Consider the following 11883-nt stretch of genomic DNA (forward strand, 5'->3'; position numbering starts at 1 on the left):
GCTGAGTTGCACAGAGGGCGCAATGGTGTAACGGTTATACCGCGCACCGATGTCTGCAGCCCTGACGCAGCCCAGTGGGCCGCACCCGATACCTCTCCTTCACACCTCGCACATCACAAAGTCAGCCTTGCCAACATTGCATTCGGGGCAGCGCCAGTCGTCGGGCACGTCGGCCCAGCGGGTGCCGGGCGCGATCCCATGGTCGGGCAGGCCCGCAGCCTCGTCGTAGATCCAGCCGCAAACGGCACACATGTAGATTTTCATGGGATGGTTCCTTCGGTGTGGGGCGGTGCCTCAGTCGTCATCGTGGTGCCGCTGGCGTTCGGTGGATGTGCCGTTGGCCACCCATCCGCTGGGCGACTGCTGCCACTGCCAGGCGCCAAAGGCCAGGGTTGCGATCAGCAGCAGGGCGGCGAGCCAGGTGCGGTTCTTGGGGACCAGGTCGGGCCCCTTGCCCTCCACCCGGCCGGTGAGCATGGGCAGGGCCTGGTTCTTGCGGCGCAGCACGCTCAAGCCAGCAATCAGCGCGATATGGGCCAACACCACAAACAGAAGAGCGTTGCCGAAGAACTCATGCACTTCTTCCATCGCTTCGCCCATCCAGTTGCCACCCAGCGCAGCGCCCCAGTCGTTGTACGTGGCGTAGCCACTGAGGGTGAGGGGCACCACCAGCGCCAGCAGCAGCACGATGGCCAGCGCCATCAGCAGGTTCTGGCTCTGGCGCCAGTTGATTTGCGTGACGGAAGAGGCCTGGGGCAGGGCGCGCAGCCATGCGGGTGCCCCCGCGAGCTTGCGCCACAGCAGGCCCAGGCCCGAGGTGCGCGGCCCGAAGATGCCGTACAGCAAGCGAAAGCCCAGCAGCCCCGCCATGGTGTAGCCCAGTGTGACGTGCAGCAGCCGCCAGTGCTCGCCGTCGGCCGTGGCGTAGGCCCCGGCAAAGCACAGTGCAAACAGCCAGTGGAACATGCGCGTGGGCGCATCGGTCACCCGGCGGCTGGGGGCCTTGGCGGGGGCGGGTGGCGCCGAGGCGTCGGCGGGATGGAGGGTGGGTGTGTTGGTCATCGTGTTTTCCTTGATCGGATACAGGTCAGATTCAATGCAGATCGAGAGCGGCGAACAGGGCTCAGCGAAGCGGTTCTGGCGAGGCGCTGTGTCGCAGGCAGTACGGTCAGTACGACAAGACACAGCAACGACGCCAGAAGAGTTCTGTTCACCGCTCTCAGTCGTTCCAGGCGCGGCGGGAACGGGCATCCAGCCCTACAGGCATGCGCAGGTTGTGTTCGTCAAACTGCCCCTGGTCTGCGCCTGTGTGGCAGGCCGCGCAGTTGGCGGCGCTTTTCACGCTGGCGAGCTTCCAGGTGGCGGGTTCGATCTTGCGGTGCTTGCGTTCAAACCAGGCCGAGCGGGTGATGCGGTCCTCGGGTGGCTCTTCGTTCACGCGCTTATAGGTGCCGGCGTGGGCCTGCAACCACTGGTTGAGCTGGCGCACGGTGGCCGCGTCCAGCGATGCGTCGGTGCCGTAGTGCTTGTCGAGGCCCGTCATCACGCGGTTCCACGACGCTGCGGGCAGCAGGCCGGGCGGGTAGGCCGTGTGGCAGGCGGCGCATTCCTGCGTGTAGGCGTTGGGCACGTTGCGGGGCGTGGCACGCCCGCTGTCCGCGTGGGCGCTGGAGAGGGACAGCAGGGTCAGCGCGCACGCAGCGGCGGCGAGGGCCGCAGGGCGTAATGGGGCTGGTTTTTTCATGACGTTCTCAGGTCTTGAGGGCGTTGAGGTAGGCCAGTACGTCGGCCTTTTCCACTGCCGTGCATTCACGGCTCAGCACGTCGTTGCAGTTGCGGCGGAACCACTTGTCCACCTTGGCGGTGTCGGTAAAGGCCTTGGGGTTGAAGGCTGGGGCCAGGGGCGCAATCGGCTTGCCGGTGCTGGCATGTTTGCCCTGCGCGGTGGGCGGTGTGCCGTGGCAGGATGCGCAAGACCACTCGCCGCCATGGCGCGTGGTGAAGAACACTTTGCCCTTGTCGGCGTTGCCCGGGCCGCCGGCCTGCGCGCTCCAGTGGGCAAGCTGTTGGGCGGCTGTGGTGTCGGCGGCGTGGCTCGTGCCAGCGGCCGCCAGTGCGCAGAGCGCGGCCAAGGTTAGTGTGCGAAGGGAAGTCATGCCAGGGTCCTCGTGGGTTTTGTCTTGTGCGGCCATTGTTGAAGTCCCTGCCTGAACGGCGCGTGAAAGGTCTGTTCATCGGCTGTTCAGATTTCGCGCGGGACAATGCGGCCATGTTTTTCTCTCTCCAACCTGGTTCTGCGCACAGCCCCGTGAAGCGGTGGCGCCTGGCGGCTTGTGTGTTGTGCGCTGCCGCACTGGCCATGCCACCCGCCGTGGCCAGCGGCAAGGACGACCATGACCGCGCCCGGCAGGCTGTGCAGGCGGGCCAGGTGCTGCCGCTGCCCACGGTGCTGGAGCGCTTGCAGCGCGAGGTGCCGGGGCAGGTGCTGGAAGTGGAGCTGGAGCAGGAGCGCGAGCGCTGGATTTACGAGATCAAGCTGCTGACGCCTGCCGGGCAGTTGACCAAGGTCAAGCTCGATGCGCGCACGGCCGAGGTGCTGCGTGTGCGGTCGCGAGAATCGCGCGAAGATCAGTCGAGAAGCCGGGACAATCGCTGACACCCTGCCGACCCCAACACCCCCATGCGCATCCTGCTGGTAGAAGACGACACCCTGCTGCGCGCCCAGCTGCGCACGGCACTGCAAGGCGCGGGCTACACCGTGGACGAGGCGGACAACGGCCGCGATGCGCAGTTCTTGGGCGAGACCGAGGCGGTGGATGCCGTGGTGCTGGACCTGGGCCTGCCGGTGGTGGACGGGCTCACAGTGCTCAAGCGCTGGCGGGCTGCGGGGCGCAACATGCCAGTGCTGATCCTCACCGCGCGCGACAACTGGCACGAAAAAGTCGCGGGCATCGACGCCGGTGCCGACGATTACCTGACCAAGCCCTTTCACCTCGAAGAACTGCTGGCGCGCCTGCGCGCACTCATCCGCCGCGCCAGCGGGCAGGCATCGGCCGTGCTGCAGTGCGGAGACTGGTCGCTGGACACCCGCAGCGGCCGCGTGACTTGCGCGGGCCAGCCGGTGACGCTGACAGCCCATGAATACAAGGTGCTCGACTACCTGATGCACCGTCCCGGCGTGCTGGTCTCCCGTGCGGAACTGACCGAACACATCTACGCGCAGGACTTTGACCGGGACTCGAACACCATCGAGGTGTTTGTGGGGCGCCTGCGCAAAAAGATGTTGCCCTCTGCAGGTTCGTCGGCGGACCCGGCGGCTTCGGCCCGCATTGAGACCGTGCGTGGTATGGGCTACCGCCTGGTGCCGCCATGAGCGTGCCTGGTGCGCCACCTGCGTCGCCTGTGCACTGGTCCCGGTCGTTGCGGGTGCGGCTGCTGGCCGTCACACTGGCGGGGGTGGCTGTGGCCATGGTGCTGGCTGGGCTGGTGCTGAGCGGGTTGTTCCGCGAGCATGTACAGCAGCAGTTTCAAGCCGCGCTGCAGCTGCAGCTGGACCAGATCACGGCGCGGTTGGAGTTTGATGCCCAGGGGCAGCCGGTGATGGCGGCCGAGGCGCTGTCGGACCCGCGCTGGCTCAAGCCTTACTCTGGCCTGTATTGGCAGGTGGACGCCATGGCGCCAGACGGGCGGGAGCGGGCAGGGGTGTTGCGCTCGCGCTCGTTGTGGGACACCAGCCTGGCGCTGCAGGTGGATGCGTTGGCCGATGGCGCCGTGCATGTGCACGAGATGGCAGGGCCGCAGGGCGCGCCTTTGCTGGTGCTGGAGCGCACGGTGCGCGCAGAGGGCGTGCATGCAGCGCGCTGGCGCTTGATGGTGGCCGCCGACCTGCAGGCCACGCAGGCGGCCACCGCCCGGTTCACGGGCGTGCTGGCGCTGTCGCTGGCGGTGCTGCTGGTGCTGCTGGCCGCCGCCGCCTGGGCGCAGGTGGCCTTAGGGCTCAAGCCCCTGCAGGCCCTGCAGCGTGCGGTGCAAGACGTGCAAGAGGCTCGGGCTTCGCAATTGCAGGGCCGCTTCCCTGCCGAAGTGCAGCCACTGGTCGACGACTTCAATGCCGTGCTGCGCCGCCATGGCGAGGTGGTGGAGCGCGCACGCACCCAGGCGGGCAACCTGGCCCATGCGCTCAAGACGCCCCTCACGGTGCTGGACAACGCGGCCAGTGTGCAACCGCCCACGGATGAACAGGAACTGGCGGCGCTGGTGCGCGAGCAGGTGGTGGTGGCACGCAGGCACATCGACTGGCACCTGGCGCGGTCGCGGGTGGCGGCGTCTGCGCACTTGCCCGGGCAGCGCACCGCGCTGCAGCCGGTGGTGGAGGGCCTGGTGCGCGTGATGAACAAGGTGCATGCGGACCGGGCGCTGGACATCAGCGTTGCGCCGCCTCCGGTGCCGTTGTTCTTCGCGGGCGAGGCGCAGGATCTGCAGGAAATGCTGGGCAACCTGCTGGACAACGCCTGCAAGTGGGCTCGCTCCGCAGTGCGCTTGCAGGCGCAGCTGCTGCCCGCCGGATCTGAACCTGCGCAGCCCCAACTGGTGGTTGCGGTGGAGGACGACGGCCCTGGCATTGATGCCGCGCAGCGTGCACAAGCACTGGAGCGCGGCGTGCGCCTGGACGAAACCGTGCCCGGAACGGGGCTGGGTCTGGCCATCGTGCAGGACCTGGCGGCGTTGTACGGCGGGCGGCTGGATCTGGAGCCTGCAGGCCTTGGCGGTTTGCGGGCGACGCTCACCCTGCCGGCTGCAAACGCACATTGAGCCGCAGCGACCCTCGCTGCGAAGTGCCCCAAAAAACTGCCAAAGTGGGATGCACAGAAAAAGCCCGCCAAAGCGGAAATGACCCGTCCTGAATAGCGTTGACACCCAGGACGGTTAAAAACTCCAGCCGGACTATCCGGCCAATGACGCCCGATGCACTGCATCGGGCGTTTGCATTTTCAGCGACAGATGCGGTCGCTCGCAGTTATAGATGTCGACTGACTGCTCGACCATGCGTCTGGCCTGCCCCAGATCGGCGGGGCGCTGCAGCAAGAACTCACTCTTCAAGATGCCATTGACCCGCTCGGCCAGCGCGTTCTGGTAGCAGTCGTAGCCGTCCGTCATCGAGCAGATCACGCCGTGGCGCTTGTGCAGGGCCTGGTAGTACGTCGCGCAGTACTGGATACCCCTGTCGGAGTGGTGCACCAACTGTCGGCTGCTCTGTCGCCCCGAGAGCGCCATCTTCATGGCCTGCGCCACCTCTTCGGTCTGCAGGCTCTCATGCACGTGCCAGCCGACGATCTTCCTGGAATACGCATCCGTGACCAGGCTCAGATAGACGAACTTGCCGTGTGTGGGCAAGTAGGTGATGTCAGCCACCCAGACCTGCTCGCTGCCGCTGGCGTGGATCTGTTGCGGCCCTACCTTGAGAAGGTTCGGATGGTGCCTGAAGCGGTGGTGACTGTCTGTTGTCTTGTGATACGCCCGCCGGGGTGCCACCAGCAGCCTGGCATTGCGCAGGACGTCGAACATTGCATCGCGGCCCAAGTCGATGCCTCGGCGCTGTAGCGGCTCCTGCAATAAGTGGTGCAGCTTGCGCGTGCCTATGCGTGGTTGGCGCATGCGCTGCTCGCGCACCAACTCCACCACCGTCTGCGCATTCGCCAAGCGATCGGCCTCGCGGCGCCTACCCTGGTAATACGCCTGACGGCTGTGGCCCATATGCTGGCAAGCCCTCTTCACGCTCAACCCTGCGATGAGGTTTTGCGCGAGGACTTGCCCAAAGGCTTTTTTACGATGCGCACCCCATAGTCCTTGCGCAGCACGTCGATGACGGCTTCGAATAGCCTGGCCTTCTCCTGCGCCTGTGCGAGCTGCACCTGCAGCGCCTTGATCTGCTGCTCGGGCGTGCGGTCCTTTGGTCTTGTCTAGCGGCATGATGCAGATGATGCCGCAGGACTCCAGCCCAGGCGACCGTGCTTGCGCAGCCAGACCAGAACCGTCGAGCGACCCTGGATGCCGTAGTGCTGCTGCGCCTGTTTGTACGTGAGCTCGCCTTTTTCCACCTGCTCCACCACCGCCAACTTAAAGGCCAGTGTGTAGTCGCGCTGCGTGCGTTTGACACTTGATTCCATGACACATACCCTTTTTGAAAGGTCCTCGTGTCAACGCCAGGCAGGACGGGTCAAATCCATGAAAAAAGCCCGCCAAAGCGGGCTAAGGCCCTGACAAATTCCCCTGAATTCTGCAAAGCCTTGGAGTAATGAAAACAGGTTATCACCGTCTGCGGTGTTTGACCACTCCTGTTGTGCAAGCGGCGTTCAGTGCCGGCTTTCCACGCTGTTTTGCATGGCGGTCTGGGCCACGGCGTTCAGGGCGTTGTCCACCACAGTCTGCTCGGCCAGAACCTGCAGGGCGCCTTGTTGCAGCAACCGGTCCAGCAGCCGCAGGGTCATCGATTGGGTGCGGCCCGAGGCGCTGGTGAACAGGAACAGGTTGCCGTGCGAGCCGATCCAGGAGAGCTGCGTGCGCTCCCACTGGCCCGCCACCTGCAGGTTGACCCATGTGCCCACGGTGATGGTGGACGCGGGCAGCTGCAGGGGCGCAGCGTTGCTGGGTGTTGCCTCGGGTGCAGAGTCTGCGCCTTCGCTCTCGGGGGATTGCGAGATATCGATGTAGCCGGACTCCCGCGCCTCGGAGGGTGCCACCCAGGGATCGTCGTCGTCGAGAGGGGCGGGTTGTGCTGGCTCTGCGGCGGGTGTCTCTGTCGGTGCTGCAGCGGCCGGTGCGGCAGTGGCGGGAGCCGCGACCCTGGGCCCGGGGGTAAAGGCCTGCTGGTGCAGCTGCATCAGCAACTCGAAGACAGCCTCTGTGCGGTCGGCAGGGTAGTCGATGGATGCCAGGCCCTCGCGCAATTTGGGCAGCAGTTTGGGCAGCAGGCGGGCGAGCTGGCCGGTGTTGGCGCGCGTCAGCTCGGGTTGCACGCTCCAGATCAGCGCATCCACCAGCTCCTGATAGCGGCCCGGGTCTGTGGTGCCGGGTTTGGCTGAGAGCCGGGCCTCGGCCATGACCTGGGCCCAGGGGCCCAGCAGAAAGCGGGAGATCGCATCGGGCACCTTGCCCATGCCGGGCAACAACCACAGCTCGCGGGATATCTGTGCGGCCAGCAGGTGGCGCTGCTCGGCGTGCTGCAGGGCTTCGATCGCGCGCTGGCGCTCCTGCTTGAGCGCCTGGTCTTTCTCTGCCCATTTGCCGTGCAGCTGCTGCAGCACCTGCTCAAAGTCGTCGGCACTGTCGATGGTGGCGGTGGCCAGCGGCCCCGCAATGTGCATGAGCGACCGCATGAAGCTCTGGAAACCCGGTGCTTCGGGGCTGTTGAAGGCCTGGCTGCGGTCGGTGATGTCTTGCAGCAGGCGACGTGCGGCGTGCTCCTTGTGGCTGAAGAAGCGCGGGTCGGACAGGGCCAGCTGCATCAGCGCCGGCTCCAGCGCGCGGATGAACTGTTGCACCGGCCACAGCAGCCGGGTGTCGCGCGCGATGTTGTCCACCATCAGCGCCACCACCTCCATGCTCAAGGCCTGGCCCAGGCCCTGCGCCTGCGCCCGCTGCGCGGCAGCAGGGCTGCCGTCTGCATCGTTGCCGGCTGGCGCGCGTGGCGTACCCAGGCGCTCCATCATCTGGCCGACCTGGTTCATCTCTTGCAGCGCCTCAAACGCCGCGGGCACCGTCATCGCGAAATCCGTGGCCGGTGGGTCGATCTGCGGCAAACCTTGTGACGGGTGTTCAAACTCCCGGTCAAACCGGGCTGCGAAAGATTCCTGGGGGTTGTCGCCGCTGGCGTGCATGTCCGCAGGGGCGGGTGCGTCATTGAACTCGCCCAGCAGCAGGCGGCGCAGGCGGTCCAGCGTCAGCAACGGGTCGCCCGCGCTGGTGGACGACACGTACAAGTCGTTGTCGGCTGCAAAACCGGGGGACGCCCCGGCGTCGGCCGGCGCCACATAGACCACTTCACCCGTGGCCTGCCGCATGGCATAGCCCACAGGCTTCACACCACTTTGCTTGAGCTGGTCGATTTGCGCCAGGTACAGGCTGCGCAGCTCGGCGCCCAATGCCTGTGCCATCAGCCCTACCCAGTCGTGGCGCACCTGGGGTGTGACCTGCATTTGCGACACCACGGACTGCAGAGCCTGCAAGAACACGTCGGGGCGCAGCGGGTTGTGCTCCGGCTGCACCCGGGACAGCCCCTGGGCCGCGCACACCAACGCGTCCAGGTCCGCCAGCGGACCTTCCACTGCAGCGATCAGTACCTGACGGGCACGTGCGCGCTCCACGCTGTCGTTGATCTGCGCCTCGTCCATCAGTTCGAGGTCGTCAAAGTGCACGGTGAACAGGGACCGTGTGGGCTTGTCGTCGCCCTGTGCCGTGTCCTGGTCCAGCGCCTTGCGCAGTGCGTCGGGATAGCGATCTGCCATCACCGATGCCAGCCGCACCAGTTGCTGCCGTGCCTCCTGCATCGCATGGTGCTCGCCGGGGGTGCGGGCACTGTCCAGGCGCGCTTGCAGAGACATGCGCGTGGTCTCGATCACGCGTTCCACCACAGGCCGGGCCTGGGTCAGCGCGATCTGGACGATGCGCTGCTGGGGGGCAACGAGGCTGCCGGTCGAGGCCGTGGCGGACGGGGTGGTGTGTGTCAAGGCCATCTTCAGTGGAACGCGATACCAGTGGCTGCTGCAGTGGATGCGATGTTACGCGTCAAAAAGGGGCCAGAGGCCCCTTTTTGACGATGGTGGGGCGGTTTTACCCGCCGTGGAACTTGACCACCAGCGGCACGATGAGCAGTGCCACGATGTTGATGATCTTGATCAGCGGGTTGATGGCCGGGCCGGCCGTGTCCTTGTAGGGGTCGCCCACGGTGTCACCGGTCACGGCGGCCTTGTGCGCCTCGGAGCCCTTGCCGCCGTGGTGGCCGTCTTCGATGTACTTCTTGGCGTTGTCCCAGGCGCCGCCGCCGGTGCACATGCTGATGGCCACAAACAGCCCGGTGACGATGGTCCCCATCAGCAGGCCGCCCAGCGCCTTCGGGCCCAGCAGCAGGCCCACGCCAATTGGAACCACCACGGGCAGCAGGCTGGGGATCACCATTTCCTTGATGGCGGCGGTGGTCAGCATGTCCACGGCCTTGCCGTACTCGGGCTTGCCCGTGCCGTCCATGATCCCCTTGATGGTGCTGAACTGGCGGCGTACCTCCACCACCACGGCGCCTGCGGCGCGGCCCACCGCTTCCATGGCCATGGCGCCGAACAGGTACGGAATCAGCCCGCCGATGAACAGGCCGACGATGACCATCGGGTCTGACAGGTCGAAGCTCACCGCCCGGCCATAGGTTTCCAGCTTGTGGGTGTAGTCGGCAAACAGCACCAGTGCGGCCAGGCCGGCGGAGCCGATGGCGTAGCCTTTGGTCACGGCCTTGGTGGTGTTGCCCACGGCGTCCAGCGGGTCGGTGATGTCGCGCACGCTGCTGGGCAGCTCGGCCATTTCGGCAATGCCGCCCGCGTTGTCGGTGATGGGGCCATACGCATCCAGCGCCACCACAATGCCCGCCATGCTCAGCATGGACGTAGCCGCCACCGCAATGCCATACAGGCCGGCCAGGCCGTAGGCCACGATGATGGCGGTGCACACAAACACCACGGGCCAGGCCGTGGAGCGCATCGACACGCCCAGGCCCGCAATGATGTTGGTGCCGTGGCCGGTGGTGGATGCCTGGGCGATGTGCCGCACGGGCGCGTATTGCGTACCGGTGTAAAACTCGGTGATCCAGACCAGTGCGGCCGTCAGCACCAGGCCGGTAGCGCAAGCGCCAAACAGCCGCAGCTGCGAGCCCGTGGCCGTGACGGCGTTGTCCGGCATGATCCACAGCGTGACGAAGTAGAAGGCAATGAGTGACAGCACGCCCGCAATCGCCAGCCCCTTGTACAGCGCGGGCATCACGTTCTTCATGCCGGGCGAGGCCTTCACAAAAAAGCAGCCGATGATGGACGCCACGATGGACACTGCGCCCAGCGCCAGCGGGTAGACCACGGCATTGACCTGGGCCGTGGCTACCATCAGGGCGCCCAGCACCATGGTGGCGATCAGCGTCACGGCATAGGTCTCGAACAGGTCGGCCGCCATGCCCGCGCAGTCGCCCACGTTGTCGCCCACGTTGTCGGCAATCACGGCCGGGTTGCGCGGGTCGTCCTCGGGGATGCCGGCCTCCACCTTGCCCACCAGGTCGGCGCCCACGTCGGCGCCCTTGGTGAAGATGCCGCCGCCCAGGCGCGCAAAGATCGAGATCAGCGACGAGCCGAATGCAAAGCCGATCAATGGGTTGAGCAAGGTGGCCAGGTGCGCCGTGGGCGTGTGGTTGCCGTTGCCCGCCAGGAACCAGTAAAAGCCCGTGACACCCAGCAGCCCCAAGCCCACCACCAGCATGCCGGTGATGGCGCCGCCGCGAAACGCCACATCCAGCGCCGGGCCGATGCCATGGGTGGCAGCCTGCGCAGTGCGCACGTTGGCGCGCACCGACACGTTCATGCCGATGAAACCGCAGGCGCCCGATAGCACGGCGCCCACCACAAAGCCCACGGCCGTGGTGCCGTCCAGAAACACGCCGATCAGCACGGCCAGCACCACGCCCACGAGGGCAATGGTCTTGTACTGGCGGGCGAGGTAGGCGGCGGCGCCCGCCTGGATGGCGGCGGCAATCTCCTGCATGCGGGCGTTGCCCGGGTCTTTGGAAAGAATCCAGCCCCGGGCCCAGATGCCGTAGGCCACCGCGATGAGCCCGCAAACGAGGGCCAGGATGAGAGGGGATGTCAGTGCTGAGCTTGCAGCCATTCAATTCTCCTTGGTGTGTTGCACGGAGGGGGACCAACGCATCGGTGGTTTCCCCGCTGCGTTGCTTCCTCGTGCTACCCATGCGTTTCGCGCAGGAGCCGATTGGCCAACAGACCCAATTTACAGGCAAACGCCGGTTTGCAAGCGGGCAGAAAGGGGCGTGCGCCTAAAATCAGGGTTAATCCCGACGCTTCGTTGCGCTGCATCAGTGCCGAAGGCCTCGCGGGTTATCGTCAACAAACCACTATCCAAAGACATGTCCCTCAACAACGTCCCCCCAGGCAAGAACGTTCCTGACAGCTTCAACGTCGTCATCGAAATCCCGATGAACGCCGACCCGATCAAGTACGAAGTGGACAAGGAATCGGGCGCCATTTTTGTGGACCGTTTCATGACCACCGCCATGCACTACCCCACCAACTACGGGTACGTGCCGCAGACGCTGTCGGGCGACGGCGACCCGGTGGATGTGCTGGTGATCACGCCTTACCCGCTGTTCCCCGGCGTGGTCGTGCCCTGCCGCCCCCTGGGCATCCTGATGATGGAAGACGAGGCTGGTGTGGATGGCAAGGTGATTGCCGTGCCCACCTCCAAGATCCTGCCCATGTACGACCACTGGAAGACCATCGATGACGTGAACGCCATGCGCCGCAACGCCATCGCCCACTTCTTCGAGCACTACAAGGACCTGGAAAAGGGCAAGTGGGTCAAGGTGCTGGGCTGGGAAGGCATCGACGCTGCCAAGAAGGAAATCACCGACGGCATCGACAACTACAAGAAGTCGCAAGCCTGATAGCCTTTGGGCGATTTCTGCCCGTAGCGCTGGTGTGATATGCGCCAGATGCTATCAAAATAAAAGCACGCCATCCCTCTCGGGTGGCGTGTTTTTTTGTGGGCGGCACCCTGCCAGGGTAGGGAAAAGCCGCGCCATGTGCGGCTGGGCGCGCTGATAGACTGCATTTTGTTACATAG

General features: G+C 65.6%; 10 protein-coding genes and 1 pseudogene. 4 read left to right on the forward strand and 7 right to left on the reverse strand.

Going from position 1 to position 11883, the window contains the following annotated elements:
* Positions 1-99 precede the first annotated feature (99 nt).
* From C380_RS09480 to C380_RS09495, 4 genes are all read right to left on the reverse strand, one after another.
* Positions 100-264 carry a rubredoxin gene (locus C380_RS09480; RefSeq protein ID WP_015013633.1) on the reverse strand — a complete coding sequence of 55 codons (165 nt, stop codon included), beginning with the start codon at positions 262-264 and terminating at the stop codon, positions 100-102.
* Between the two features lie 30 nt (positions 265-294).
* Positions 295-1062: a cytochrome b/b6 domain-containing protein gene (locus C380_RS09485; RefSeq protein ID WP_015013634.1), complete on the reverse strand. Its 768-nt coding sequence runs from the start codon at positions 1060-1062 to the stop codon at positions 295-297.
* Positions 1063-1219: 157 nt separating this feature from the next.
* Positions 1220-1744 (reverse strand): diheme cytochrome c, encoded by a 525-nt coding sequence (locus C380_RS09490; protein ID WP_015013635.1) that lies wholly within the window; start codon positions 1742-1744, stop codon positions 1220-1222.
* Positions 1745-1751: 7 nt separating this feature from the next.
* Positions 1752-2156, reverse strand: coding sequence for a DUF1924 domain-containing protein (locus tag C380_RS09495; RefSeq protein ID WP_043566327.1), 405 nt, complete (start codon positions 2154-2156; stop codon positions 1752-1754).
* Positions 2157-2269: 113 nt separating this feature from the next.
* Here C380_RS09495 and C380_RS09500 point away from each other — a divergent pair, with 113 nt between their 5' ends.
* Genes C380_RS09500 through C380_RS09510 form a run of 3 tightly spaced genes read left to right on the forward strand, consistent with a single transcriptional unit; the run spans position 2270 to position 4812 of the window.
* Entirely contained in the window at positions 2270-2656 is a 387-nt protein-coding gene (locus C380_RS09500) for a PepSY domain-containing protein (RefSeq protein WP_051022675.1), read from the forward strand.
* Positions 2657-2680: 24 nt separating this feature from the next.
* Positions 2681-3373 carry a response regulator transcription factor gene (locus C380_RS09505; RefSeq protein WP_015013638.1) on the forward strand — a complete coding sequence of 231 codons (693 nt, stop codon included), beginning with the start codon at positions 2681-2683 and terminating at the stop codon, positions 3371-3373.
* Complete coding sequence (locus C380_RS09510) at positions 3370-4812, forward strand: sensor histidine kinase (protein WP_015013639.1); 1443 nt, start codon at positions 3370-3372, stop codon at positions 4810-4812. Before C380_RS09505 ends, C380_RS09510 begins: the two co-directional genes overlap by 4 nt.
* Before the next feature lie 132 nt (positions 4813-4944).
* On the opposite strand, the pseudogene C380_RS09515 reads toward C380_RS09510, so the two are convergent.
* The 3 genes and pseudogenes from C380_RS09515 to C380_RS09530 all read right to left on the reverse strand — a co-directional run bounded on the left by C380_RS09515 (position 4945) and on the right by C380_RS09530 (position 10911).
* Positions 4945-6167: pseudogene (locus C380_RS09515) on the reverse strand (IS3 family transposase).
* Between the two features lie 186 nt (positions 6168-6353).
* On the reverse strand, positions 6354-8732 hold the full coding sequence (locus C380_RS09525) for a DUF1631 family protein (RefSeq protein ID WP_015013640.1): 2379 nt from the start codon (positions 8730-8732) through the stop codon (positions 6354-6356).
* A 97-nt stretch (positions 8733-8829) separates the two neighbouring features.
* Positions 8830-10911 carry a sodium-translocating pyrophosphatase gene (locus tag C380_RS09530; protein ID WP_015013641.1) on the reverse strand — a complete coding sequence of 694 codons (2082 nt, stop codon included), beginning with the start codon at positions 10909-10911 and terminating at the stop codon, positions 8830-8832.
* Positions 10912-11167: 256 nt separating this feature from the next.
* Here C380_RS09530 and ppa point away from each other — a divergent pair, with 256 nt between their 5' ends.
* Positions 11168-11704 (forward strand): inorganic diphosphatase, encoded by a 537-nt coding sequence (ppa, locus tag C380_RS09535; protein ID WP_015013642.1) that lies wholly within the window; start codon positions 11168-11170, stop codon positions 11702-11704.
* Positions 11705-11883: the final 179 nt, after the last annotated feature.

The organism is Acidovorax sp. KKS102, assembly GCF_000302535.1.
GTDB lineage: Bacteria > Pseudomonadota > Gammaproteobacteria > Burkholderiales > Burkholderiaceae_C > Acidovorax.